Annotated in this window: 31 protein-coding genes and 1 tRNA gene; 16 read left to right on the top strand and 16 right to left on the bottom strand. The window is 38.5% G+C overall.

Annotation, left to right across the window (positions count from 1 at the left end; genetic code table 11):
- Positions 1-120 precede the first annotated feature (120 nt).
- Positions 121-300 carry a hypothetical protein gene (locus DEU42_RS13395; RefSeq protein WP_114758816.1) on the bottom strand — a complete coding sequence of 60 codons (180 nt, stop codon included), beginning with the start codon at positions 298-300 and terminating at the stop codon, positions 121-123.
- A 209-nt stretch (positions 301-509) separates the two neighbouring features.
- Between DEU42_RS13395 and DEU42_RS13390 the strand changes: the two genes are divergently transcribed.
- The 4 genes from DEU42_RS13390 (at position 510) to DEU42_RS13375 (ending at position 4,588) form a co-directional block, all read left to right on the top strand.
- Positions 510-2,402 carry an ATP-dependent DNA helicase RecQ gene (locus DEU42_RS13390; RefSeq protein ID WP_114758815.1) on the top strand — a complete coding sequence of 631 codons (1,893 nt, stop codon included), beginning with the start codon at positions 510-512 and terminating at the stop codon, positions 2,400-2,402.
- 1 nt (position 2,403) lies between these two features.
- A complete protein-coding gene (gene fmt, locus DEU42_RS13385; RefSeq protein ID WP_114758814.1) occupies positions 2,404-3,351 on the top strand; it encodes a methionyl-tRNA formyltransferase in 948 nt (315 codons plus the stop codon).
- A gap of 188 nt (positions 3,352-3,539) precedes the next feature.
- Positions 3,540-3,815, top strand: coding sequence for an HU family DNA-binding protein (locus DEU42_RS13380; RefSeq protein WP_114758813.1), 276 nt, complete (start codon positions 3,540-3,542; stop codon positions 3,813-3,815).
- A 212-nt stretch (positions 3,816-4,027) separates the two neighbouring features.
- Positions 4,028-4,588 carry a YqgE/AlgH family protein gene (locus DEU42_RS13375; protein ID WP_114758812.1) on the top strand — a complete coding sequence of 187 codons (561 nt, stop codon included), beginning with the start codon at positions 4,028-4,030 and terminating at the stop codon, positions 4,586-4,588.
- 41 nt (positions 4,589-4,629) lie between these two features.
- Here DEU42_RS13375 and DEU42_RS13370 read toward each other — a convergent pair whose 3' ends face one another.
- Both DEU42_RS13370 and DEU42_RS13365 read right to left on the bottom strand, forming a co-directional pair.
- The gene (locus tag DEU42_RS13370) at positions 4,630-5,469 is read right to left on the bottom strand and encodes an aminotransferase class IV (RefSeq protein WP_114758811.1); all 840 of its coding nucleotides are present in this window, start codon (positions 5,467-5,469) and stop codon (positions 4,630-4,632) included.
- A 52-nt stretch (positions 5,470-5,521) separates the two neighbouring features.
- Positions 5,522-5,914: an START-like domain-containing protein gene (locus DEU42_RS13365; protein WP_114758810.1), complete on the bottom strand. Its 393-nt coding sequence runs from the start codon at positions 5,912-5,914 to the stop codon at positions 5,522-5,524.
- A gap of 172 nt (positions 5,915-6,086) precedes the next feature.
- On the opposite strand from DEU42_RS13365, the gene DEU42_RS13360 reads away from it, so the two are divergent.
- Positions 6,087-6,160: transfer RNA gene (locus tag DEU42_RS13360), tRNA-Met, on the top strand.
- A gap of 68 nt (positions 6,161-6,228) precedes the next feature.
- Here the strand turns inward: DEU42_RS13360 and DEU42_RS13355 are convergent.
- A complete protein-coding gene (locus DEU42_RS13355) occupies positions 6,229-7,044 on the bottom strand; it encodes a hypothetical protein (protein WP_114758809.1) in 816 nt (271 codons plus the stop codon).
- Between the two features lie 346 nt (positions 7,045-7,390).
- Between DEU42_RS13355 and DEU42_RS13350 the strand changes: the two genes are divergently transcribed.
- From DEU42_RS13350 to DEU42_RS17370, 3 genes are all read left to right on the top strand, one after another.
- Positions 7,391-9,157 carry a hypothetical protein gene (locus DEU42_RS13350; protein ID WP_114758808.1) on the top strand — a complete coding sequence of 589 codons (1,767 nt, stop codon included), beginning with the start codon at positions 7,391-7,393 and terminating at the stop codon, positions 9,155-9,157.
- A gap of 333 nt (positions 9,158-9,490) precedes the next feature.
- Positions 9,491-9,994: a T9SS type A sorting domain-containing protein gene (locus DEU42_RS13345; protein ID WP_114758807.1), complete on the top strand. Its 504-nt coding sequence runs from the start codon at positions 9,491-9,493 to the stop codon at positions 9,992-9,994.
- Entirely contained in the window at positions 9,991-11,211 is a 1,221-nt protein-coding gene (locus DEU42_RS17370) for a hypothetical protein (RefSeq protein WP_147278124.1), read from the top strand. The genes DEU42_RS13345 and DEU42_RS17370 overlap by 4 nt, the downstream gene beginning before the upstream one ends.
- Positions 11,212-11,523: 312 nt before the next feature.
- Here DEU42_RS17370 and DEU42_RS17655 read toward each other — a convergent pair whose 3' ends face one another.
- The 5 genes from DEU42_RS17655 to DEU42_RS13320 all read right to left on the bottom strand — a co-directional run bounded on the left by DEU42_RS17655 (position 11,524) and on the right by DEU42_RS13320 (position 14,311).
- Positions 11,524-11,721: a hypothetical protein gene (locus DEU42_RS17655; protein WP_233506688.1), complete on the bottom strand. Its 198-nt coding sequence runs from the start codon at positions 11,719-11,721 to the stop codon at positions 11,524-11,526.
- Positions 11,675-12,598, bottom strand: coding sequence for a BamA/TamA family outer membrane protein (locus tag DEU42_RS13335; protein ID WP_233506686.1), 924 nt, complete (start codon positions 12,596-12,598; stop codon positions 11,675-11,677). The genes DEU42_RS17655 and DEU42_RS13335 overlap by 47 nt, the downstream gene beginning before the upstream one ends.
- Positions 12,599-12,634: 36 nt before the next feature.
- Positions 12,635-13,549: a patatin-like phospholipase family protein gene (locus tag DEU42_RS13330; protein ID WP_114758806.1), complete on the bottom strand. Its 915-nt coding sequence runs from the start codon at positions 13,547-13,549 to the stop codon at positions 12,635-12,637.
- Positions 13,550-13,694: 145 nt separating this feature from the next.
- Positions 13,695-13,898, bottom strand: coding sequence for a hypothetical protein (locus DEU42_RS13325; RefSeq protein WP_199509094.1), 204 nt, complete (start codon positions 13,896-13,898; stop codon positions 13,695-13,697).
- A gap of 209 nt (positions 13,899-14,107) precedes the next feature.
- The gene (locus tag DEU42_RS13320; protein ID WP_114758805.1) at positions 14,108-14,311 is read right to left on the bottom strand and encodes a hypothetical protein; all 204 of its coding nucleotides are present in this window, start codon (positions 14,309-14,311) and stop codon (positions 14,108-14,110) included.
- A 170-nt stretch (positions 14,312-14,481) separates the two neighbouring features.
- On the opposite strand from DEU42_RS13320, the gene DEU42_RS13315 reads away from it, so the two are divergent.
- Positions 14,482-16,293 carry a histidine kinase gene (locus tag DEU42_RS13315; protein WP_114758804.1) on the top strand — a complete coding sequence of 604 codons (1,812 nt, stop codon included), beginning with the start codon at positions 14,482-14,484 and terminating at the stop codon, positions 16,291-16,293.
- On the top strand, positions 16,290-17,039 hold the full coding sequence (locus tag DEU42_RS13310; protein ID WP_114758803.1) for a LytR/AlgR family response regulator transcription factor: 750 nt from the start codon (positions 16,290-16,292) through the stop codon (positions 17,037-17,039). The genes DEU42_RS13315 and DEU42_RS13310 overlap by 4 nt, the downstream gene beginning before the upstream one ends.
- 66 nt (positions 17,040-17,105) lie before the next feature.
- Here DEU42_RS13310 and DEU42_RS13305 read toward each other — a convergent pair whose 3' ends face one another.
- Both DEU42_RS13305 and DEU42_RS13300 read right to left on the bottom strand, forming a co-directional pair.
- The gene (locus DEU42_RS13305; protein WP_114758802.1) at positions 17,106-17,315 is read right to left on the bottom strand and encodes a hypothetical protein; all 210 of its coding nucleotides are present in this window, start codon (positions 17,313-17,315) and stop codon (positions 17,106-17,108) included.
- Between the two features lie 664 nt (positions 17,316-17,979).
- Complete coding sequence (locus tag DEU42_RS13300) at positions 17,980-18,201, bottom strand: hypothetical protein (RefSeq protein WP_114758801.1); 222 nt, start codon at positions 18,199-18,201, stop codon at positions 17,980-17,982.
- Between the two features lie 205 nt (positions 18,202-18,406).
- Between DEU42_RS13300 and DEU42_RS13295 the strand changes: the two genes are divergently transcribed.
- Together DEU42_RS13295 and DEU42_RS13290 are read left to right on the top strand one after the other, a co-directional pair.
- Complete coding sequence (locus DEU42_RS13295; protein ID WP_147278123.1) at positions 18,407-18,658, top strand: hypothetical protein; 252 nt, start codon at positions 18,407-18,409, stop codon at positions 18,656-18,658.
- A 265-nt stretch (positions 18,659-18,923) separates the two neighbouring features.
- Complete coding sequence (locus tag DEU42_RS13290; RefSeq protein ID WP_114758799.1) at positions 18,924-19,577, top strand: EcsC family protein; 654 nt, start codon at positions 18,924-18,926, stop codon at positions 19,575-19,577.
- A 70-nt stretch (positions 19,578-19,647) separates the two neighbouring features.
- On the opposite strand, the gene DEU42_RS13285 is transcribed toward DEU42_RS13290, so the two are convergent.
- On the bottom strand, positions 19,648-20,151 hold the full coding sequence (locus DEU42_RS13285; protein ID WP_114758798.1) for a DUF1648 domain-containing protein: 504 nt from the start codon (positions 20,149-20,151) through the stop codon (positions 19,648-19,650).
- Between the two features lie 2 nt (positions 20,152-20,153).
- A complete protein-coding gene (locus tag DEU42_RS13280; protein ID WP_114758797.1) occupies positions 20,154-20,648 on the bottom strand; it encodes a DUF1648 domain-containing protein in 495 nt (164 codons plus the stop codon).
- A 145-nt stretch (positions 20,649-20,793) separates the two neighbouring features.
- On the opposite strand from DEU42_RS13280, the gene DEU42_RS13275 reads away from it, so the two are divergent.
- Entirely contained in the window at positions 20,794-20,988 is a 195-nt protein-coding gene (locus DEU42_RS13275) for a hypothetical protein (RefSeq protein WP_114758796.1), read from the top strand.
- Between the two features lie 407 nt (positions 20,989-21,395).
- Here DEU42_RS13275 and DEU42_RS13270 read toward each other — a convergent pair whose 3' ends face one another.
- Complete coding sequence (locus tag DEU42_RS13270) at positions 21,396-21,605, bottom strand: hypothetical protein (RefSeq protein ID WP_114758795.1); 210 nt, start codon at positions 21,603-21,605, stop codon at positions 21,396-21,398.
- Positions 21,606-21,768: 163 nt separating this feature from the next.
- On the opposite strand from DEU42_RS13270, the gene DEU42_RS13265 reads away from it, so the two are divergent.
- From DEU42_RS13265 to DEU42_RS13255, 3 genes are all read left to right on the top strand, one after another.
- The gene (locus tag DEU42_RS13265; protein WP_114758794.1) at positions 21,769-22,386 is read left to right on the top strand and encodes a hypothetical protein; all 618 of its coding nucleotides are present in this window, start codon (positions 21,769-21,771) and stop codon (positions 22,384-22,386) included.
- A 78-nt stretch (positions 22,387-22,464) separates the two neighbouring features.
- Positions 22,465-23,049, top strand: a complete 585-nt coding sequence (locus DEU42_RS13260; protein WP_114758793.1) for a hypothetical protein — start codon at positions 22,465-22,467, stop codon at positions 23,047-23,049.
- Positions 23,050-23,214: 165 nt separating this feature from the next.
- Complete coding sequence (locus DEU42_RS13255; RefSeq protein ID WP_114758792.1) at positions 23,215-23,448, top strand: hypothetical protein; 234 nt, start codon at positions 23,215-23,217, stop codon at positions 23,446-23,448.
- A gap of 280 nt (positions 23,449-23,728) precedes the next feature.
- Here DEU42_RS13255 and DEU42_RS13250 read toward each other — a convergent pair whose 3' ends face one another.
- Together DEU42_RS13250 and hisS are read right to left on the bottom strand one after the other, a co-directional pair.
- Positions 23,729-24,028, bottom strand: coding sequence for a GIY-YIG nuclease family protein (locus DEU42_RS13250; protein WP_114758947.1), 300 nt, complete (start codon positions 24,026-24,028; stop codon positions 23,729-23,731).
- A gap of 167 nt (positions 24,029-24,195) precedes the next feature.
- On the bottom strand, positions 24,196-25,620 hold the full coding sequence (hisS, locus tag DEU42_RS13245; protein WP_114758791.1) for a histidine--tRNA ligase: 1,425 nt from the start codon (positions 25,618-25,620) through the stop codon (positions 24,196-24,198).
- Positions 25,621-25,819 lie beyond the last annotated feature (199 nt).

Below are 25,819 nucleotides of genomic sequence, written 5' to 3'. Positions count from 1 at the left end.
GCCATGCATTGCGTGGCTTTTTTATTTAAAGAAGTGACCGAATTATTTGTTTTATATCTGTTATCCACAAAAAAAGCCCTTCGCTTAACGAAGGGCTAACCCAAATAAAATTAACTCAAATTAATTGAAATAGCCTAAGAATCCCGCCCCCATAATGAAGGCAATGGCACAGACTGCTATTATTTCTATATATCGTATAATTGAATTTTTTTTCTGAAACGCCAAATGGTAAACATTTTTACTTTTTCCTGCGGTCACTAACTGTACGCGGCGTACACCTTTCTTAAATGTGTTTTTCATGGCTTTGCTGTTTTTTTGATTAATAACTCTACGTAAATATAATTAACGAATTTCTGATAAAAAAAGTGTTTAACACAGTATTAATTATACCATAGTTAAACTAGCAGTAAACAACTGAGAACTTACTTATAAAGCTCTTGTATACTATAAGTTTTAAATCAAAAAAAGTGCCAAATGTTTAGTAACTTCGTATAACTTTTAAAACTACTATGCAGCAGGCGCTCGATATCCTAAAACAATACTGGAATCATGATACTTTTAGAGAACCGCAGGATAAAATCATCCAATCGGTGCTCGAAGGAAAAGACACTTTTGCACTTATGCCTACAGGGGGAGGTAAGTCGGTTTGCTTCCAGATACCGGCAATGATGAAAGAAGGCCTGTGCCTTGTTATCTCTCCGCTTATCGCCCTGATGAAAGATCAGGTGGACAATCTGGAAAAGCGGAACATAAAAGCCATTGCCCTTACAGGAGGAATTGGTACCGATGAACTTAGTGACCTGTTAGACAATTGCAAGTTTGGAAATTATAAGTTCCTGTACCTTTCACCGGAGCGACTTCAGGCCGACTGGGTAATAGAACGTATTAAAGACCTGCCCATAAACCTTGTTGCCATTGATGAAGCCCACTGTGTATCGCAATGGGGACATGATTTCCGCCCGGCTTATCTTCAGTTGTCGGCATTAAAAAAGCATTTGCCTCATGTTCCTTTTTTGGCACTTACGGCATCAGCTACAGAAAGGGTTCAGAAAGATATCATTACACAACTCGGACTTGACAATCCTGCTATTTTTAAAAAGTCGTTTACCCGAGAGAACCTTGCCTATATGGTATTTGAAACAGAGGACAAACTACATCGCATCCAGCAGATTCTCACCAAAAATCCGGAACCGTCTATTATATATGTACGTAACCGTAAATCCTGTCACGATGTTTCGTCGCAGTTGCAGTCGCTTGGTTTTAAAGCGACCTTTTACCACGGAGGGCTAAAGGAAAAAGAGAAAGAAGCCAACATGCAGTTATGGCTTACCGAAAAAGCACAGGTTATAGTAGCCACCAATGCTTTTGGAATGGGTATTGACAAAGCCAATGTAAAAACGGTTGTACACATACAGCTACCCGATAACCTTGAAAGCTATTATCAGGAAGCAGGACGTGCCGGAAGAAGCGGGCAAAAATCGTTTGGGTTGCTACTGGTAAACCAATCGGATATAGCCATAGGAAGGCAACAATTCTTAGAAGTACTTCCTGACAAGAAGTTCCTGAAAGAAGTATACAGCAGGCTCAACAGCTTTTTACAGATTGCCTATGGCGAAGGCATGGGAACCACCTACCCTTTTAACTTTAATAATTTCTGCCAGCAGTATAAGCTACCGGCAGCTAAAACCTATAATGCCCTTCAGTTTCTGGACAGGCAGGGTATACTTACACTCTCACAGCAATTTACCGAAAAGGTAACGATACAGTTCATCATTCCAAGTAAGGAGGTAATGCGCTACATCAGCCTTAATCCTGCCGATGAAGAAATGTTGCTTGCTATACTAAGAAACTATTCAGGTATATTCGATATAGAAACTGCAATGAATATGAGCCTGATCACCAATAAATCGAAAGCAACGGAAGAACAGGTAATGAACCTTTTGGAACGACTAGCCCAAAAAGAGATAATAACCTTGCGAAGCAGTGGAAATGACAGCAGCATTACTTTTAACGAAGTGCGCGAGGATGAGCACACCATAAACCGTGTTTCTAAATTCCTTGAGAATCAAAATGATATTAAGGTGCATCAATTTGAAAAGGTTGTTGATTATGTAACCAATACCGATACCTGCAAAAGCCGACTCATACTCGAATACTTTGATGAAAAGTCTACAACTGATTGCGGCATTTGCTCCTACTGTATCAGCAAAAACCGTAAACCTGTAAGCCCTATAGAATCGGCAAATGCCATATTAGAGGTACTGAAAAATGGCTCCTCCAATTCGAAAGAACTTGAAAGTAAACTTGACCTCACCGCCGAAGAGACTATCTTTGCACTTCAGCTACTGCTGGAAAACGACAGGATAACAATGAATACAAACAATCAATACACACTGAAATAAAATGGAACGCCTGAGAATTGTTTTTATGGGTACGCCCGAATTTGCCGTAGGCATACTTGATACTATATACCAGCACAACTACGATATAGTTGGCGTTATTACTGCTGCCGACAAACCAGCAGGACGCGGACAACAGCTAAAATATTCTGCAGTAAAAGAATATGCCCTTGAAAAAGGACTACGTTTGCTGCAGCCTACCAACCTGAAAGACGAAACTTTTTTGGAAGAACTTCGCAGCCTGAATGCCAACCTTAATGTAGTAGTAGCCTTCAGGATGTTACCGGAAGCGGTTTGGCGTATGCCAAAGTTTGGTACGTTTAACCTGCACGCATCTCTGTTACCTCAGTATCGTGGTGCAGCTCCTATCAACTGGGCTATCATCAATGGTGAAGCCGAAACAGGTGTTACTACATTTTTTATAGATGATAAGATTGATACCGGTGCCATGATATTAAAAGCGTCTACACCTATTGGCGATAACGAGACTGCCGGTGAGCTTCACGACCGCCTTATGGATCTTGGTAAAGACACCGTAATTAAAACCCTTACCCTGATTGAAAACGGAAATGCAGAGACTACCATACAGGTAGAAGATGCTGATATTAAAACAGCTTATAAACTAAACCGTGACAACTGCAAGATAGACTGGACAAAACCGGGTGCCGAAATTCATAACCTGGTTCGCGGGCTTAGCCCCTATCCTGCAGCATGGTGTTTCTTTAACGATAATGGCCAGGAATGGAACGTAAAGATTTACGAAACTGAGTTTATTGAAGGAGCTAATAAAACCGAAGTTGGAACTATAACTGCTGATAAAAAAGAAATTAATGTAGCAGTTAAAGACGGAACCATAAAAATAAAGAGTCTACAGCTTCCGGGTAAGAAACGTATTACAGCAAAAGAATTATTGAACGGAATGACGTTTTCGGAGGTAGCAAAGGCGCTGTAACCCCCTGAATATCGGACTTTCACAAAATTTTAAGAAAAACAAGCATCATTGTCAACATTAACATAAAAGTTATCAACAATTGGTTGCAAATTTAGAGAAAACGCTTGCGTAGTATGTATTTCCTTTTAAATTTGTAAGACAGGAATTGTAAAAGCAATTATTTAACCAAACAATTAATAACAATTATTATGAACAAATCAGAATTAATCGACGCAATGGCTGCTGACGCAGGAATCTCTAAAGGTGCAGCAAAAAAAGCATTAGAATCTTTTGTAAGCAACGTAAGCGGCGCGCTTAACAAAGGCGGAAGAGTATCGCTTGTTGGTTTCGGATCTTGGTCAGTTACAAACAGAGCTGCAAGAGAAGGAAGAAACCCTCAAACTGGTAAATCTATCAAAATTGCTGCTAAAAACGTAGTGAAATTCAAACCGGGAGCAGAACTTGACGGATCTGTAAACAAGTAATTTTATTACTGTAAAATATTAAGGAAGCCTTTCAGCAATGAGAGGCTTTTTTTATACCTTGTTTTAACTTATTACGACAATAAACTTATCTCACAAATAATCAGCGAGATATACGAAAATCGTTAAATTTTAAGAGGCTTTTTCCTTAAAAAAATGTAATTTTTTTGGCTGTCTGCTTTTTTTCCATTAAATTTATTACAAATTGTAAGAAGATGATTTCACTAAGACCCAAAAAAGGCCATCTGCTGATTGCAGAACCTTCCACAATCGGAGATCTTTCTTTCAACAGGTCGGTAATCCTTCTCGCCGATCATAATGACGAAGGGTCGGTAGGCTTTATCCTAAACAAACCTTTAGGATATACTATTCACGACCTTATCCCTGAAATTAAAGGAAGTTTTAAAATTTACAATGGTGGCCCTGTAGAACAAGACAATCTTTATTTTATTCACAATGTTCCGGAGCTTATTCCCGGAAGCATTGAAATCTCCAACGGTATTTATTGGGGAGGTGATTTTGAATCTACTAAAGAACTTATCAATAAAGGCCTCATAAAAAAGAATAACATCCGTTTCTTTTTAGGCTATTCAGGATGGGAAGCCCATCAACTGGAAGACGAACTGGAAGAAAACTCATGGATCGTAACCGAAAACAGCTATGAAAACAAAATCATAGGCAAATCCAGCACTTCTTTCTGGAAAGAAAAGATAATGGAGCTTGGCGGCGAATACCTTATATGGTCTAATGCGCCCGAAAATCCTACACTAAATTAACAGACTTAGCCACGGAGCATCAATTAATTAATCTGTACCGATTAACTAAACCTGATCTTTGCATTTAGTCTTTTTACAAGTTCAGCAGCAGTAGTACTTACAAATTCCTTTTTACGGTATTTGGTAATAGGCTGTACACCCTGAATTACATTGGTAACAAATAGTTCATCGGCTTTTTGTAAATCGAACGGAGAAATAGAAGCTTCAGTAACTTCAAGTCCTTCAATTTTTTTAGCCAGCTCAAGAATCTGTTTACGCATTACCCCATTCAGACAGCCATCGGCTACCGGAGGTGTTACAAGCTTGTTGCCTGTCAGCATAAAAAGATTACCCTGCAGCGCTTCTACCACATTCTTCTCATCGTTAACCAAAAGGCAGTTTTGCAGTCCGTTTTCGTGTGCATAAATGCTTCCTGTTATCTGCACCATTTTGTTAGTACTCTTCAGTGTCGACAGAAGCTGTTTTGTGACATAAAAGTCCTTGAACAGGTCTACCTCATAATCACCTTCATTAATTGAATACAGCGGCTCTGTGAGCGCCGAAGCAGTAACAATGAATTCCACTTCCCTGTCTGTAGGCAGGTAGAAACCTCCCGGCTTACGAAAAACCGACATACGCACCCTATAAGCCGGAGCTACAGGAAGGCTATTTACAAGCAACTGCACCTGCTCTTCCATATATTCCATAGTGAAATTCATAGGTATTTCCATACGCACAATGCGTAGAGAAGCCATAAGACGGAAGTAATGGTCTTCAAGAAACAGCACCTTACCATCTAGTACCCTAAGTGTTTCAAAAATGGAATCTCCGTATAGAAAAGCCCTGTTTTCGTGGAGTGTAATATCAGAAGAGGCAACCAGGCTGCCATTGTAATTGATCATAAAAAAAGCCCTGAAAATTCAGGGCAAATATAGCTTTAAATAAAAAGATTTCCTAAACAGAGCCTAAAACATGCTTCAGGTCGGATATTTGGTTTTCCCAAAGTTGCTTCGATTCAGGAATATCGTTCTCCTGAGCAAAGTCAACAACCATCAGCGAAACATCTTTAGTAATCTCATCTACAAGTATACGAAGCTCAAAATAGTATTCACCATCTTTATTATCTTCATCTACCCAACGAAATTTTACTTTCTCTCCCGTCTTTTTAGAAGACATTCTGGCTTTCTCTTCGGTATCATCCCAAATAAAGGTAAAGAACTCCCCCCTGGAATTCACATTGTCAGCAAACCACTCAGAAAGCCCTGAAGGCGTAGATATGTACTGGTATAAAAGCTGAGGTGAAGAAGTTATTGGAAACTCCAGTTCATATTTAATTTTTTCATCCATATGGCGTACTATTTTGGAAATGATAGTTTTAAAATTTTTGGAAATATATAATTTTTAACATTCTAAAAAAAGCCTTTTGAAAAATAATTTTTTTCTTCACTTTTTGTTTGGAACATTTAAATAAAGTCCTATATTTGCACCCGCATTCAAGGATGTAAATAACCGCAAAAATGGCGAGGTAGCTCAGTCGGTTAGAGCGCAGGATTCATAACCCTGAGGTCACGGGTTCAACTCCCGTCTTCGCTACGAAATGTAACCCTTTTGATTATCAAATCAAAAGGGTTTTTTCTTTTATAAAATTACAATAAACCACACTACCTAACTCCCTGAATTCCTGCAACAGTTTTATTATTTCTCAGCGATGGTTCGCTGCTAAAGGTTGCAAAAACAAAAGATATTTTTAAGCTTTTGTAAACCAGTCCGGCTGTAAGCTGGCCAAAAAGAAACTTACTGTCGTTAATTCCTAAGTTTTTCTGATATACATCCGTTCCAATAATATAACTTGTGTTACTGTCAAAAAATATCTTAATCGCATCCTTGTCGGCACTGCTTAACGGAATCGTTTCCGCATCTATATAAAAATTCATTCCTACAGAACCACTGCCTGCCCAATCATCCGTGGTAGACCCCATAGCCGGTAAATCTGCCGTTCCTTTTAAAAAGAATCGCGACAGCAGGTTAAAATTATAATTATCATTTTTATAGAAAAGCCACGGGTATTCTATATTCAGTACGGTATTACCACCATAAGACACTAATTTTTGATATGCTTCGGTAACTTGTTCTTCTTCTGTAGTATCGGCATTAGTATTACTTACCATCACCCCTAAGCTGAGTCGGAATAACTTTAGAAAACTCCCTCCTCCTAATTCGGTGTAAACCGCACCGCTGTTGCTCCCTAGCGTAACACCTGCCTGCCCCAGAAAGTTGTTCTGACTTCCATACAAAAATTTCAAGAGGTTCAGGGAATTATTGGCATTGGGAAAAATCACAAAATTTGGAGACTGCCCATTTCCACTGATTTTTGCCAAATCAGTAGTATCCTTATCAACTCTAAATCCGGAAAATCCCTGCCCGAAAAACTGAACCGTAAATAATAGCGTACCAACAATAAGTAATCTTGTTTTCATTGTAATTGGTTTAATTGGTTAAAATGTTAAAATTAACCACTCTCTTACTCTGACACATCAGTACTTTTACCTGTTTTTAAAATAACGCATTCGTTAAAAGTTTTCTACCACATAAATTTAAACCAAGTTGAAGGTAATTACAATCTGAGCTTATGCGTTTTTAGCAATGATATAAACGTTAAAATCTTTTGAGTTAAATAATCGTAAACTACACTGCAACAATAATTATGAGGATTATCACCTTAAAAACTAGGCTTTAACCTAATTTGCCTTAAAAGTTTTTACTTAAATTTGATAATCAACTAATTGCCTCCAGATATTAGGATGAAAATTAAATCTAATACTTATGAAAAAAAAACTACTCCTACTCTTTCAGATGCTCTTTATATCGGGTATCCTAATCTTTAACAGCTGCTCGAAATCTGACAACGAAACTACTGAGCAACAAACAACTCAGCTGTCTGCTTTAAAGAATAAATATGCTCCTTATGAGATCGTAATGCTTACGGCATCAGAAAACATATTTAGCTCTTCTTCTTTCAATGCCACTATCAACAATCAGCAGGTTGAAATAAACGCCCAGGAAAATAATGCCTCGTTTATATTACCAGATCTTAGCAACGGAAGTTATGAGTTAAGCTTTAGTCTTGATAATAAAAACTATACTGTCGCTATAAATGTAGTTGCTGCTACAAATATTGCTGCTCCCCAAGAATATATGTCACAGATGCAAACTGACATAAATTCGCATATTGTGAACCTAAACAACCAGATAACAATACTGGAACAAAATTCAGATACCCCGTCAGAATATCAGTCTTTAAAAAATGATGTTGTAAAATACACCAACCTCCTTAATGAATATACTACTGCATATAACAATTTATCAGACGCTGATAAACAGGAATTCGCAAAAGTTATTGCTGCTAACCAAGACCTGATAACAGAATTTAATAACCTTAATAGTGATCTTTCAGCTAGTTTTACTAACCTGAGAACACCAAATAGCGTTCAGGATTATGAAGCAGATGTTGAAGCAAGCATGGGTAAATTTGTGTTTAGTGTTGCTTATACCGTAGGACATATTCCATTGATTCTGACAGGTGGAAAACTCCTTGCCGCAAGCTTTAACCCCGGGGTACTTGCTGCTCTTGGAGTAGTGACCACAAGTTTTCTTATAAATGTAGCAGACACCGTTACAGCAGCAGTAACATTAACAAGTAAATCAATAAAACCTTTTGAATTTATTACCGAAACATCTCTGGTGGTATATGAGTCAGGAGTAGAAAAGATAACCGATATTAAGGCCAGATATCGCTCTCTAATCAATAACGACGCTGATGATCCGGATAACGGATCTGTTATTACAACCATTGCCGGCAAATACAACAACTTAAAAGACAACTATAATAGTTTTATAAGCAACCTTCCTTCTTTTATTCGTCCAAGTTATGTAATGCAGTCGCTTAAAAACTCTTATAAAACCATCGCAAGGTCGGTTTCAAACAGCTATATTACCATAAACAACAATAATAATCCTAATGTAAACCTTCAGCAACTTAACCAGCCAGACGGAACGATAAACATAAGCGCCACAACAGATGCCGAAACCGATCAAAACTTTACGTATACTGTAAATTATACCAACACTAAATTTACAGGCAGCTTAACTAAAACAGTAAATGCTAAAGTAACCGGAACAGATATTTGTAGTCAGGGTATTATGACGGCACCTGTGATTACCAATGTAACTGTAGAATGTAATAACGAGAGCAAAATTGCTATACTGATTTCATTTACTGCAAATGGAACAGGCGTATTAGTAGGTGACGGTTTTGGTTCTGCCGATCCTTCGTCTACCGAATATCCTACCAGATTGTATTTTTTGAATCCCGGTGCTGCCGAGTTTTCAATTGCATATAATGGGTATGATGTACAGCTTATATCCGGAGACGTTAATTCCGGGGTTATAGAAATAACTTTATCAGGTAGCGGTAATTGTATAGATGGTCAATCAGCAATGCAGTCGCTTAACTCAAATTATCCAAACTATATATGGAAAGTTGAACTCATGAACCAATGTAATCAGCGTTCGGCTCAGGTAACACTGTAATCAACTGTTTTAAAGATACTTATTAAAACCATATAAAACTATTTGTAAAGAAGTATGTTAACCTTCTTTACAATCTTCCTAATAAAAAACGCTTTAAGGATTCCTCAAAGCGTTTTTTATTTTTATGATATCGCTACCCAACGATTAACCTTCACAAAACAATATCAAAACCATTTATTTACAATTTTCAGGTACTTATACCTGTATGAAATTCAGGCAAATATACTCTTTACAGAAATGATTAATAGAGTTTATTTAGTTGCCGCATATTATAGCACAGATTAGCTATGGTAGCCAAAAAGTTTACTTTTTATAAACATTACCTTACACATTATGAAAAAAATTACTTTTTTAATTTTTCTCACTACTGCTTTTACAGTGCCTGACCTTGCTGCACAACAGGCCGTAACTGCATCAGGGGGAGAAATTTCGGGAAGTGGCGGAACCGCTTCCCTATCCACCGGTCAGATAGTCTATACCGTAATTTCTGGGAGCGGAGGCACCGCAACCCAAGGCGTTCAACAGCCTTTTGAAATTTCAGTAATAGGAAAAGACGAGCAAAAATCTATTTCACTTAAAACAACTGTTCCTGTCAATGCAATTGTTTCTCCTAATCCTACGGTAGCTACAATATCGCTTTTCATAGAACATGAGGATCTGTCGAATTTCAGATACGAACTTTACGACCTTAACGGAAGAATAATCTCTAACAACAGGATAAGAGAAAAGGAAACCATAATAACAATGGAAAAATACCCTTCCGGAATGTATATATTAAAAATATACGATGGGATGCATCAGATAAAAAATTTTAAAATCATTAAGAAAGACATATGAAAAAAATAATTACGCTATTATTAATAGTGATACCATCTATTCTTTTTGCCCAGGCCCCGGGCAAAATGAGCTACCAGTCGGTAGTACGTGATTCTCTGGGAGAGATACTAACCTCATCTCCCGTAGGTGTTCAAATTAGCATTTTACAAGGCTCACCTACCGGAACAGCTGTTTTTGAGGAAACACATGAAACCAGTACGAATGCCAATGGGCTGCTAAGCCTTGAAGTTGGAAATGGTACTGCAGTTACAGGTTCATTTGACGGAATAGACTGGTCTGCCGGTCCATACTTCATAAAAACCGAGATTGATCCTACCGGAGGAACTAATTATACCATAACAGGTGCTAATGAATTAATGAGTGTTCCTTATGCTCTTTATGCTGCAAACGGTCCTGAGGGGCCGCAAGGGCCAACCGGACCAATGGGACCTACAGGACCTTCAGGACCTCAGGGACCTACAGGGCCTACAGGAGCGACGGGACCTACAGGAGCAACAGGGCCTACAGGACCTGCAGGGGCTACCGGACCTGCCGGTCCTAAAGGAGCTACCGGTGCTACCGGAGCCACAGGCCCAAAAGGTGCAACGGGTACTCAGGGGATACAGGGTGCTACCGGAGCTACTGGTCCTCAGGGCGCTACCGGACCTCAGGGTGCCACAGGAGCTACCGGACCTCAGGGCGCTACCGGAGCTACTGGCGCGACAGGTATAGGATTTTCTAATGGTACAGCTGCGGGACAAATTTATCTTACGGGTGCATCTTTTGCACCACAGGCACCTGTAACAGTATCGGGCGATGTGACCATAACAGCTGCCGGTGTAACAACTATTGCAAATGGAGCCGTAACCCCTGCAAAAATCAATGCAGGTGGAACAGCTTCCTCTACAACTTTTTTAAGAGGAGACGGACAGTGGGGCATACCTCCATCCGGACCAATGGCTGTGACAACAATCAGTGCTAACGGCATAACGCTAAACACCACAAATCAGATGGTGTATTTTACAGGCAACTATACGGTAACTCTTCCTGCTAATCCGGTAACAGGTCAGACATTATATATTGCTACAGAAAATATAGCTGCCTCGCTTAATCCTAATGGTAAGTTCTTTAGAGATGCAGGCAATAATTACGGCACTTCATCTATTTCCGATTTTGCCGGAACAACTTCAAAAGGATTTATACTTGTATATAGCGGAACATATTGGTTTACATTCTAAACCAACAGAAGCCTAAAAACATTCAGAAACCCTCCCAAAAAATAAGGGAGGGTTTTTATTTAAAGGTATTTTTGGTCCGGCAACTCCTGAGTTTTCATTTTTCAGATCTTTTAAAACAAGAACAGGTTTTGGTAAATACTTAAGTTCATTACAAAACCATCTAAATCAGCACCTAACAATTATATGCCGATAAACATTAGTCACAGGGGATGCCAGAGTATTTATTATAGCTTTCAACTGAGATAACATTGTAATTTTTAAAAGCTTTTAATTCTATAGATGGCCGAATACTTTTGAAGTATATACAATACTCTAAAACGCCTCTCCTATCCTGAAATAAACACCCCAGTCGTCTTTACCCACAGCACCGTCTAAACCAACATTAAATTTCATCCCTTTAAACACGCGGTAGCGGTAACCTGCTCCTATGCCGGGATACATTTTCCAATTGAAGCTATCGGTATCAGAGCCATAAATGGTAGCCAGTCCGGCAAAGCCCACTACACCCATTTTTTTTACCAAAGTTATAGCGGTATTCACCCTGAAGCGCAATCTTTCCATCTCCGCGGTATTTCCCTTCAGAATATCCCCTGATGTCTTTTCCGCTTATGGTTACCTGCTGTTGAAAAGCTATATTACCTAACCCAAACTGCCCGAAATAGCGGGCTGCAATAACATCTTTACCTCCTCTTACATTAAAATACCGGTTATATTCCGTTAACACCTTATTGGCATCAACATCATTACCAAACCAGGTAGGAAAGGCAATGTAACGAATCTGAGTCTTTGTTCCGTTCATTGGATAATACACCTCATCACGCGAATCATATAGTGCGTTTAGTTCGAGACCATTAGTCTGGGTGATACTTTCAGGCTGTATCTCATCTTCATATTTTGTGTCATAATGCGCATAGGTATAGGTTAAGCCGCCATATAAATGTTTAACAATCATGCGTTGCACTCCTACACTTGCCATAGTCAGCTTTGTTCCATAATCATAAAAAGCGGCTTCATCGGCATCGCTCACAAAAAACTGGGAGTTGTAATCGCCCGTTACTGCAAAAAATTTAGCCCTCCAGCGGTCTTCATCATAATACCAACGATTGAATACCGATACGAAATAAGAACCGTTGGTAGTATATACCCCTGAAATTCCCGACAATGATTGCGGCGAAACTTTATCTTCAGAGTCAAGCTTGTACATAACCATGGGAATAGCACCAAACATAAATTTTAAACTTCGGTTATAACTTATAAAAGGCATAACATTAAATTCAAACTTTTTGTGTTTTAAAGTGTCCGAAGACACTTCACTTTTGGTTTGCTCCTGCGAATGCGCGCTAAACAGGCAGAATAAAAGAAGTAGAACAGTTGTAATTTTTTTCATGGTTGGTTAATTTATACTGTTATGATAATTCTTTCACTATCCCTCAAATTTAACCGATACGGTATGTTTTTCGCTTTCGGTATGTGTAAACAATTCATATCCCTCCTGCCACCATTCTTTCATTTCTTTAGCATTAAAAATAAATGATCGCGTAGTGAGCAGTCTGTTAATAAAATAAAACGCCAACGTAACATTCTGGCTTGCAGCCTGCAAGTTAGCTATAAGCAAATCGTCGATAGCTATTTGATTCAGCATAAAATCATAGGTACGCGAAAAGGCATCAAGGGCATTGTTAAGGGGTGGGTTGCTATACACGCCATTTTTGAGCCTCAATACTATAACATCTACATATGATGCTCCCTTAAAAATAGCATGCTGTACAGGAATCAGGTTACCAAAACCGCCATCGGCATACTCCGAGCCATTTTTTTTCAGCAGGCTCATTAGCGGAACCATGTTGGCAGATGCCCATATCCAGTCGCAAAAATCTTTATATTCATAATCATTAGACGACTTATATTCTATGGCCTGAGTGGTAAGATTAGAAACGGTCACGACAACCTCTTTTCCGGATTGCCTGATTTTTTCAAAGTCTTTTTTGGTAAAGCTTTTACGAATCAGCTTGCGTAGTGCAGTGCTGTCGCCTAATGTTTTTTCGCCTTTTACAAATTGTTTAAGAATCCCTAAGTGATTAATGCGGGTTGCCACCTCTCCGTTTTTAAGTTTTACTTTAAACGGACAGACCGTAAATATATCTTCCTGCCTGATGTTGGTATATATTTTCTTGATGCGCTCTATATCGCCCAGGGCTAAAAAAGGAACCAGAAGGCTCCCCGTTGAAGTACCTACGAATAACTGGTATTCTCTATGTTGTATCTTTAAGAGATACTCTGCGATACCTCCTGCAAAAGCACCTTTGCTTCCGCCACCGGATATAACCAATGCGTTCATGTATGGTTAAGTGTTTTATAAGTAATTACTTAAAGATACAGTTTTTTTATCTAAAACACAGCAAAGGAACGCATTACATTTTGTATAAAATAAAAATGCCTCCGCAAAGCGGAGGCATTTTAACTTAACCTTGAAAGGTTATATCTTAGTGAGCAACTTCAGTTGAAGTAGCAGCCTCAACTTCAGTAGCAGAAGCAGCTTCTGGAGTAGCTACAGTATCAACTACAGTTTCTTCAACAACTACAGCAGTAGTATCAGCAGCAGCAGCATCAGCGTTAGCATCTTCTTTTTTTCCACAGCTAGCAAGTGTAAGAACTACAGCAGCTGAAAGTGCGATCATTTTTTTCATAATAGAGTTATTTATAAGATTAAATAAATTTTCGATTTTATTTCTGAGACAAAAGTACAACGTTTATAAACTGCTCTTGAGCAGAAATGGTAAAATGCGTTTTTGACTTGGTAAAACCATATTATCTGTTTATAATCTAAAAATGCTATAAACGAAAAAACGCTTTGAGAATCCTCAAAGCGTTTCAATTAACCTTTAAAGGTTATATCTTAGTGAGCAGCTTCAGTTGAAGTAGCAGCCTCAACTTCAGTTGCAGAAGCAGCTTCCGGAGTAGCTACAGTATCAACAACAGTAGTTTCAGTTACAACAGCTGTAGTATCTACAGTCTCTTCAGTTGCAGCCTCTTCTCCTTTTTTTCCACAGCTAGCAAGTGTAAGAACTACAGCAGCTGAAAGTGCGATCATTTTTTTCATGATAGAATTATTTATAAGATTAATTAAATTTCAGATTTTATATCTGTGACAAAAGTACAGCGTTTATACAGTCCTTTGATGCAAAAGTGGTAAAACTGGGTTTTGACTTGGTGAAAGTAATAGGAAAAGCATGTAAATTTGATTTACTTTACATTATTAAACCTATCTGAATGCGTTTTACAACCATTTTACCCCTGTTATTTATACTCTTTTTAGTTCCTAAAGACCTGAAAGCACAAGACTCTGTTCCTAAAAAACAACAAACTTCACCCGAGATAAAAAAAGCGGTAAACAATCTCGAAAAGTCACTTAAAGAAAATGACAACCTTAAAATCGCTTTCAACTACGAAATACTGGCAAAAGGCTTTAGTGATAAAGATGATTTGGCGAAAGCGGAGGAATTTTTACTAAAAGCACTTGATATATATAATGCCGCTAATAACAGTATAGGTAAGGCAAGATCGGTAAGAAGCATTGCCAAAGTACAGGAACTGCAAAACAAGCTGAATGCAGCCACTAAAAACTTTAAGCTTGCTTTTGATCTTTCGGTAGATGACATCACTAAAAACCTGAATAAAAACGACTATAATCGTCTAAAAAACAGAGGCAATACTAAACTGGAAAACAACTACCTGAATGCGAATATAGCACTACTGGAAGAAAAAAACATTAAAAGTGAAATAGCCGACACCTATATCCTTCTTGCAAAATTAAATCTTAGAAAGCAAGACAGTACACAGGCATTAGGCTTTTATGAAAAAGCAGGAAGTTATTCTAAAAAGAATTCAGCAAAGACCATTAAGATTTATGGCGAAATGGCAAAGCTGCTAAAAGGCGGAAAACGTTATGAAGAAGCTATTACCGTTGTAGAAAAATTATTAGAGGAGGCTAAGGAAATTAAAGACTACGACACCCAGATAATACAGCTTCAGTTTCTGGCTTCGGTATATTTTAAATATGACAATCCCGAAAAAGCTGTTGAAGCCCTTAAAGAATCCTATAGCATTGCAGCTACTAACGGGCGTACTTTTGAAGCCCGGGAAAGTGTGCAGCAACTGGTAGACTATTATAAATCTGTAAAAGACGATAAGGCAAGCATGGAAACGTATGAGAACTTTATCAAAAACCTGGACAGGATTATTCTATCTGACCACTCTCTTACTGATGCCAAGACCTTTAGGGTTACCGAAGAGCGCATTCGCCGACTGGAAAGTGAAAAATCATTTAAAGATGAGCTTATCAGCCGAAAAAACACTTTTACCTATTTCCTTTTAGGTTCGGTAGCGTTACTATTGCTTATTTCGAGTTTTATCATAAAAACGCTTTATTCAATTAAAACAAAAAACAAAGAGATTGCATTACAAACGCTTCGCCTTGAAATGAATCCGCACTTTCTGTTCAACAGCCTTAACAGTGTGAATCAGTTTATTGCACAAAACAATGAGCTTGCTGCCAATAAGTATCTTACCTCCTACTCGAACCTGATGCGCAATACGATGGAAAATTCCAATAAGGATTTTGTAACTTTGGGGAATGAAATAGAGAACCTCACAAAATACCTTGAGCTGGAACACCTGCGCTTTAAAGACAAGTTTGATTACCAGATTAATGTAGACCCAAAACTCGATCCCGATAATATATGGGTGCCCAACATGATTGCCCAGCCTCACCTGGAAAATGCCATTTGGCACGGGCTCCGCTACAAAGAGGAAAAAGGGCTACTCAAAATGGATTATACCCTTAGCGGTAAAAACATCATTATTACCATAGATGATAACGGTATTGGCCCTACAAAAAGTAACGAACTTAAAACGCATAACCAAAAAGCCCACGAATCGAGAGGACTCACCAACACTAAAGAGCGTATGGCGCTCCTTAACCAGTTGTACAAAACAAAAATGGACTTTACAATGACAGAAAAGCAAAGTCCTGAAACCGGAACTATTATTAAAATTACTGTCCCAATAATACAAAAACCATGATGAGCCTTGCTAAAATAAGGAGTGTAATTGTAGAAGATGAAACCGCAGCGAGAGAAGCACTAAGAAGTTACCTTACCAAATACTGCCCACAGGTAGAGATTGTAGGAGAGGCTCATAACAGCCGTGAAGCAATACCTTTGCTTCATGAATTACAACCTCATCTTGTTTTTCTTGATGTGGAAATGCCCTTTGGTAACGCTTTTGACGTACTTGAAGCCTGTGGCGATCTTACCTTTGAAACTATATTTGTAACCGCATTTTCAGAATATTCGTTAAAAGCGCTAAACATGAGCGCCGCTTACTACCTGCTAAAACCCATTAGTATTGAAGAACTGATTGTTGCTGTAAACAAAGTGCATCAGCAAATAATAAACAAAGAAGTCTTTAACCGAAATAAAGTTATAGTAGAGAACTTCCGCGAGCCAAAGCAGGAAAAACAACAGGTGATACTACCTACCATGGAAGGCTTTGAAGTCGTAAAAATGGAAGATATAATACGACTAAAAGGTAATGGTAACTTTACCGACCTGTATCTTACCAATGGTGACAAAAAAATGGCCTGCCGTTTCCTGAAGTACTTTGGTGAAATGCTGCCTTTGCCTTTTATCAGGGTGCATAAATCGCATATTGTAAACCTCAACTTTGTAAAACTATATAACAAAGGTGGTTATATTACACTCGTAGATGGTGCCGAAGTAGAGATATCACCTACCTACAAAGAAGAATTCATGAAGAATTTTAAATAAATCCCATAAAAAAAGAGCTCCCATTTGTGGAGCTCTTTTCCTGAATTAATAATCAATAACGTATTATTAGGCACTAATCGCAATTTGCGGATAAATTTCTCTTAGTCTTTTTTTAAAGTTTACCATTTCCTGCTCATTGTCAGAAAGTATTTTGTAACGAGAACCCGCCTCATAGGCTGTTCTTTCAAATGTAAGGTTGTTTCTTTTAAGCATACGCTCAATAAGATCATGATCGATAACATGTTTGTACAGTGTTCTGAAAATAGTGATGTGCATGGCTATAAAATTTTAGGTTAGTCAATTTTTTATTTCTCTAAACTTTCTTTCTCACAAGCTGTAAACCCTATGGCTTTCAGCTCTTTCATAAAGTTACTCAAAATTGTTTTATGAAGATAAACCTTAATAAAAATTTAGGATTTATATGCACGAATACCACTTATAAAGCGTATAAGCCACACAGCCTCAAAATATTTAATATATGCATAACATTCAACAGTCTTATTTTGTAAGTATTTTTAGCAGAAAAGCAATCATATTAACGGGTCGCAATTCATAAAAAAGTCTAAACCTTATTACAAGCTCTATTTTTTTATTCAAATACTGATTACAGACCAACTACTTATTTTTTATACTTACAACATAACTCCTTATTTATTAAGGAATAAACTTATTTTTACCTACAAAATTTTCGTTAATTCTTTTCGGTAAGAACCCTACATAGTATATTTTTGCGCTCAATTTGACCCCCCACTCCAGCCACACCTTACAATCCATTCGCTGGAGCTATTATAACATCGCCCCCATTGTTATGATTTGCTTTCATAGAAGCCCCTTAACAGGGGCTTTTTCTTTAAAAAAATCCCCATCAGCATCGCTAACGGGGACGTTTATATAGAGTGGCTGCAAAAACAGCTCGTTACAGTAATAGGATTAAACAATCTTATCTTGGCTGATAGTACAATTCTTCTTCATTAGTCTCTACAACCTTAAACATCGACCTGATAATAAGGCCAACAAACACTACACACATAATAAGCACCGAAAAATGCAGCACGGTTACCGCAAGGTTGTTGTTCAATCTGCCGGTATTGAGTTCATTATACAGATTAATGCCCGATACGGCAATAAGCACTAAGTTGGGCAAAATAAGCAGTAGTTTCATGGTGGAAGCGGTTTATATTTTACATACTGCAAGTTCCGTAATGCAAATCACAAAATTTGCTAACCAAATACTAATAAACCCTTAATTTTTAAAACGTTATATTTGCAGTACTGCCTTCCCCCGCAAATGTGTATAATATAACGCAACTTACCGGCGTTGCTATTAGTATAGAAAATGATGTATGACGAAGAAACCATTTGGGAATATGAAATTATACGAATATAAACAACTGAACGACAACGAACAATACCGTATACTATGGAATGATGGCGTGCTTATCGATGCCTGTATTGATGGAAAAGTACGAAAGCTGCTTTATGCTATTCATAATTTTTATGTAGAACTATGGTATGATGTCGCTACCAATAAAATTCTCTGGAAATTAAGTTTTAAACAAGGGCTGTTATTAGAAAAATATTTAGCTAAATACCCTGTTATCTTCGATTTAAAGCACTAAAGGTCACTTTTACAATAAAATACCTACTAATAGGTATTTACATCTCACAGGATTGTTGTATTTTTACACCATTCAAAATTATTTTGGAAACAGGCCAATTGTGGTCGTCTTATCTGGAGTTGGGGGACGAAAGATAAATCACGATGATCATAAAAGGGGGCGGGCTCACAAGGCCCGCTTTTACTTTTTATAGCTATCTTTATATTAAAATACTGATATCCAAAATCATATATCCCACATCTCAATTCTAAAATTTCAATTAAATATGGATCTGCACCAGCTCATAGTAAAGGTTATGCCCCACTTTCACGAGATACATACCGAAGTGCGTAAGCTGCGGTTTGCTAATCCCGGAAAAACACCTCATGAGCTTTCCAGATTATATATTAAAAAGACACGTAATAAATATGCCTCGGTTGGTGCGGTAACGGCCCTGCCCGGAGCCATTCCCGGCTTGGGAACACTATCCCAGATAGCAATCGAAACAGGAGCAATTTCAGCCGACATTGTGCTGATGTTGCGCTGGATGGCTTCTACTGCCTATGCCATCGGCTTGATTTATGATAAAGATATTCAACATGATTTTGAAGATGAGTTTACTGTAGTACTGGGCATTTGGGCAGGTGTGGTAGTTCCCGAAAAGGCGGCACACAGCAAAGGCGACAAACTTACTGCAGGGCATTTTGACAGGCATATTACCGAACGAATCCAAAACAAAATGCGTCAGAGAGTAGCCCGAAAAATTGCTGCTAAATATGGCTCTAAACGTGGCGGTGCCGCACTGGGAAGGCTCATTCCATTTGGTGTAGGTGCCGTGGTAGGCGGTATATTTAATTATACCACCATGCAAAACTTTGGCAAGGCTGCCGACGATTACTTTAAACCGGGAAATAAGGATTTTGTGTTGACGGAGGAATAAATCAGTTGGCAGTGATCAGTGGTCAGTAAGCATTTTTGAACACTGAAAACTGAAAACTGAAAACTGAACACTACTTCTTATTCAGCATTTTTGTCAAAAAGTAGAATACAGGCAACTGTATCAGTAAAAAGATACCTAAAAAAAACCACTTCATATCTACCTTATCATCCTGCATAGCGGCTGCACCGGTAGTATACTCTATTATAATAAAGAGTATCGCTATGCATGTTTTTAGTACTCTTATCATACGCACACCAATAGCATACTGGCGTTCGGCATTCTCAAGGGTAATCTCCTCCATATAATTGAACTTATAAGGATACCGCTGCAATATACTCATACCTATAACCAGTACCGTAGCAATAGCAGGCCCAAAAAACACCGAATCTTTACTGCCCCATGCATCGGCTTTGCCTCCAATACCAAAATGGGTAGGCACAATTTCGGGCAGGTTTGGATACTGCATAGTGACATAGACCCATAAAAGGGCAAGTGCCGTCCAGGCAAAAACCTCAACTGCAATATCAAAACGGGTGGGTTGTATCTTAATTCTCGGGCGGTCTTTACTATTCATGGTTAGCGCTGGCGATACGATTTAATTATAAAATAACTCATAGGCACTACCATTATGCCCAACAACAATGGAGTAAGCAAATAATTACTGAAGTCCAGCCCGATATACTCTTTATCGGAATATATCTCTATTACAAGAAACAATACTACGAGCATTACTCTTAGCGCACGTATCATCCTTACTGCATTGGCATATTGCCTTTCGGCATTTTCGGGCGTTATAGTTACCGTATAATTAAACTGCTCCGGATTTTGCTGAATTGCGCTCAATACCAAAAACTGAACCGTTGCAATAATAGGTAAAAAGAAACTTGTTTTTTTATTACCAAAACCATCAGCCTCTCCGGCAAGGTTAAAGTGCGTAGGAACTACATCAGGAAGTTTGTAATACATCACTATTACAAATATCCATAAAGCAGCAAGGCCAATATAACCTATAGCTTCAAGAATCGTATCGGTACGGGTGGGCTTTATCTTAATTTCAGGGCGGGTATTCATGGTGTTGATTTGCTATACAAATATACGTAATCTAACGTTTCGGGTAAACTTTAAAAGATTGACCAAACGTAATGTTTAAGATATAAATCACTTTTACCCCAGTTTCGGGATTTATTATACCTACCTTTAGCGTAAATACTTAAAAATGAAAAAGTTTAGCATTAACGACGAGGTATACCGCGCAGGACAGTTTGGTAACAAAATAGCTTTGTTTGTATGGAAAATAAACCACGAGACAGGCGGCAAAACTACCTATACCTGCTCTCATGACAAAGGACGAAATGAAGAGATTTATACCGAAAAACAAATCTATTATCTCTCAGAACTGTATCAGATATAATTTTTATATCCTACTAACACTCATCTGCACGTGTATACAACCTTAACCAACTAACCCCTGCACTAAAGGCAAGAACACCACTATTCAGAAACAGAATAATATATAGTATAGACATTATTTCTCGATGTCCTGCAAACATCATCAAAAAAGGAACTATATAAATTAACGAACATAGAAAAACACACCCACATAAAATTATTGTCAGTATATAGGATATGTTCTTTAAAATCCTGTTTGGACTTAAGCCTGTAAATACTTCAACTGCAATAACAAAAGATAAAAACACATTGATCAAAAATGGTTCTTTAAAGAGAAAGCCATATATTGAAAAGTGCAGATAATTGATAATACACAGCGACAATAACGCCGTAATTATCAATATTAATGACCATTTTGAATAGATTGTGTTAATCCTCATACCCACAAATAGTTTTACCTTTCTCTTTGGCTTCGGTAAGGGTTACTTTAATTATTTCGCCCTGGCAGTTGCGCAGTCCCTGGCAATCTTTGGTAAAATGGTATTTCTTACCTCCTTTGGTATTGCACAGGTACACATCGGTTTCGGTATAAAACGAAGTAAGGGAAACAAAACAGGCTAAAAGGAGTAGTTTTTTCATTGTAAGGTAAGTTGGTGTTATACAAATATAGTTTTTTATGCAAGTATACCTACAAGGTTTTAAAAACCTTGCAGGAAGCTAACCAACAGCCAAAACTTTATCACTTTACAACTTTATCACTTTCTAACTTTGTTCTTATCTTTACGGTATCAACATAATTTACATGAAAACACTATATATCCTTCCTATCCTGTTACTTATTATAGGATGCAAATCGGGAACGGCTGATAAGCCTGCCGAAGCTTTCTCTTCAACATCAGAAAACGGACTTGCAGTGGGTACCATTACTTTTGAGGGCGACGTACCCCGAAATGATATTTACCGCTTTTTGTATAAGCCTGCATCTGACGATAAAAAGTTCGTTAAAAAGAATGAGGGCAAGATTGAGGTAAAAGCCCGTAATGAAAAAAATGACCGTGCCTTTACAGGCGATTTTGCCGATGGCAAAACCTACCTGTTCGTTATTGAGCGCGCTCCGGGTAAATACAGCTTTAACCAGCATACGGTACTTAGTGGCCTGGGCTCTATGGGTAATGTAAACTTCAGCAAGACGTACGGTATTCCGTTTGAGATAAAAAAAGGTGAGATTACCTATCTGGGCGAACTCTCTTATAACGACTTTGCCCAGCCGGGTGACCCCCGAATTGTAGTATATGACCGTTATGATCGCGACCTTGCCGAACTGAAAAAGAAATACCCAAATATTGACTGGAAACTTGCCTCCGACAAAACGCCAAAATCTGGTGATAAGGGCGAGGGCAATATCATCGACTTCAGATAAAAATACCTGAAAATAGGGATTTTACAGGAGGTTTACATGTGGTAATTTTACAATTATTACACGTAAACCTTTTTTATTATGAAAGCATTTTTACTATCTGCCGCCTGTTTTATGCTGTTTGCCTGCTCGGGTTCAGACGAAGACAATGTAAATAACGGCAATAACCCCGGCAACGGAGAAGTGAGCAATACGCTGCACATGAGTTTTAAAACACCCGACTGGGAACAATTCATAAATTGTGAACAACTCGACCTTTATGGCTTTGCCGTTAGCGAATCCGCAAATGCAGTGTCGGCAACCTCAGCATCGACCAAAGAAACATTTTACTTCTCTATACCTGTAGACAGTTCGGCTATGGTAGCCCCCGGAAACCTGAAAAAGTACGCTATAACGGGCTATGGCGACAATGTGAACCCATTTGAGTTTTCTCAGAAATTGCCGATAACACAAGGATCGGCTACTTACCTGATAAGTTCACTGGGATTTGGCGCCGACGACTACAACGAAGTGGTAGCTATTCAATATATTGGAAGTGAACCAAATAATGCTGTTTTTAAGGTAAAATGCCGCTATGCAATGCATGCATACGAATTAGGGAATTCGCAAAATATAAAGCCAATTACGGGAACTTTTCATTTTAAAGTCAGAACAAGCAAAAATTAATAACACAGATTATTTGCTTTTAACATATTTGTAACATTTAGTCAGATTTAGTGTATAAATACCTGTCGTTGCAATCTTACAATTGTTAAAGTTAATTTTTTTAACATTTCATATAGCTTTAGTTTTGATGAAATAATTATTTTTATCAAACCTAAACACTATAACATGGAGAAAATTACTTTTGACGCTATGCGTAATTACATTTTGGAAAACGAGCTTACCGACAGTGTAGCAATTTCGCTTCACCCGGATAGCTTTGATGAACTGGTAATGGATTACCTGGACTTCAATGGCAATCAGATTGAGCGCCCATTCGAGATCCTTGGTGTAGAGATCCGTCAGGACAACACCGGAAACGTAGTGAGAAGCTACATCCATACTGACAGTACGCTGCAGTAACAGTCATCACCTTTACTTTAAAAAACTGAAACCCCGCCATCGCAACTGGCGGGGTTTGTTTTTTATTAAGTCATCTTTGCCATTCCATTTGTAGTTTTCCGTCATTTCGAGCCTGCCTGCCGGCATAGGCAGGGAGGCATTACGAAGCAATCTCTTTAAATTTTAGATTGCCGCGCTCCACTGCGTTACGCTCGCAATGACGATGTGGTGCATATATTCAACATTTTCCGTCATTGCGAGCCTGCCTGCCGGCAAAGGCAGGGAGGTACGACGAAGCAATCTAAAAGATATCTAAACTTTCAAAATACAGATCTTTCCACTCAGAATTAATACTCTCAATTAATTCTATTTTCTTTTTCCTTGAACCCGCTTTTAATTGTTTTTCCCGCCCGATAGCATCTCCAATCATTTGATATTGTTCAAAATATACTAGCTTATGCAGATTATATTTAGCGGTAAAACATTTTGGATAAAATTTTTGTTTATGTTGTTTTACTCGTTCATATAATTCAGAAGTTACACCAACATATAATGTTGTATTGGTATTGTTGGTAAGTATATAGACAAATCCCGATTTCACAATAACATATAATTTTTTAGATTGCCGCACTCCACTGCGTTACGCTCGCAATGACGATATGGTTCATATATATTCAACGTTTTACGTAATTGCGAGCCTGCCTGCCGGCAAAGGCAGGGAGGTACGACGAAGCTATCTATCTCATTGGTGAAGAGAGGGTGAGCCCCTTAGCCCAACCTTGTAATCAGTTCATCAAGGTCAACAGTTTGTTGTTCACCTGAAGCAAGGTTCTTAATCTTATAAGTAGCAGTATCTACCTCTTCGCCTCCGCATAAAACGGCAAACGGGATTCCCCTTCTGTCGGCGTGGGTAAATTGTTTATTCAGTTTTGCGGCATCAGGATATAACTCGGCTTTAATACCAGCCGACCTAAGTGCTGCAATGGCTCTCATAGAATACAATGCCTCTTTATCACCAAAGTTAATGAACAGTACCTTAGTAGCCTCGGTAACCGTATCAGGGAACAGGTTAAGTTCCTCAAGCACCAGGTAAATACGGTCAAGTCCAAAAGAGATACCTACACCACTCATGTTCTTAAGTCCGAAGATACCCGTAAGGTCGTCATAACGGCCACCACCACCTATAGAACCCATAGCCACCTCTTTAGGTGCTGTAACTTCAAATATGGCACCGGTGTAGTAATTCAGTCCGCGGGCAAGGGTAACATCAAGGTCAAGCTCCGATTTATTCATACCGATAGCCATAACGTTATCGCAGATAAAACGTAGCTCCTCTACCCCTTTCAGGCCTTCTGCCGAAGTAGCCAGAAGTTCTTCCAGCTTGGCAAGCTTCTCACTGATGCTTCCTGTAAAGTTAAACAGCGGCTGCACTTTGGCAATAGCCTCTTCGGTAATGCCTTTCTCCAGCATTTCCTTTTTCACGCCATCCTCACCTATTTTGTCGAGCTTGTCTAAGGCAACGGTAAAGTCAATAAGTTTGTCTTTAGCACCTATAACTTCAGCAATACCGCTTAGTACCTTGCGGTTATTTATCTTAATCACGGCACCGTTAAGCCCCAGTGATGAGAATACATTATCATAAAGCTGCACCAGCTCTACCTCCTGCCATAACGATGTAGAACCTACCACATCGGCATCGCACTGGTAAAACTCTCTGAAACGTCCTTTTTGAGGTCGGTCTGCTCTCCATACCGGCTGGATCTGGTAACGCTTAAACGGAAACTCAATATCGTTTTGGTGCTGAACCACATAACGTGCAAACGGAACGGTAAGGTCGTAGCGTAGTGCTTTTTCAGAGATGCGGGCGGTAAACTTGTTCAGCTCTATAAGCTGCTCTTTATTAATGGTCTCCGATGAATTTACAAGCAGTTCATCTAATGATTCAGGCAGTTCCAGCTTCTTTTTATCGAAGAAAAAGTTACCCGAATTTAATATCTTAAAAATAAGCCTGTCGCCTTCTTCACCATATTTTCCCATAAGGGTATCAGAATTCTCGAATGAAGGTGTTTCGATAGGCTGGAAACCAAAAGTCTCAAAATGATGCTTTATCGCCCCTATAATATATTGACGCTTAGCTACCTCTGAGGGTGAAAAATCTCTTGTACCTTTTGGAATTCCCGGTTTTGTTGCCATTTTTAAAATTATTTAGAATGCAAAGATAACAAAGTTTACAGTTGACAGTGTACAGTTCACAGTTTTGAGAGCGAATTGACAGCTGACTAAGTGGGTCTGAGTGTCATTTCGATTTCTATGATATAACCAAATCTTTTTGATAAAAGGTTTGGTTTTTTATTACCGCAAAAACCCGATGGATTATTTTATTTCTAACAGC

Origin of the sequence: Flavobacterium sp. AG291 (assembly GCF_003350375.1) — a bacterium.
In the GTDB taxonomy this organism is placed as follows: Bacteria; Bacteroidota; Bacteroidia; order Flavobacteriales; family Flavobacteriaceae; genus Flavobacterium; species Flavobacterium suzhouense.
The sequence above is the reverse complement of the archived record's forward strand: the minus strand, read 5'-3'. Positions and strand labels throughout refer to the sequence as shown.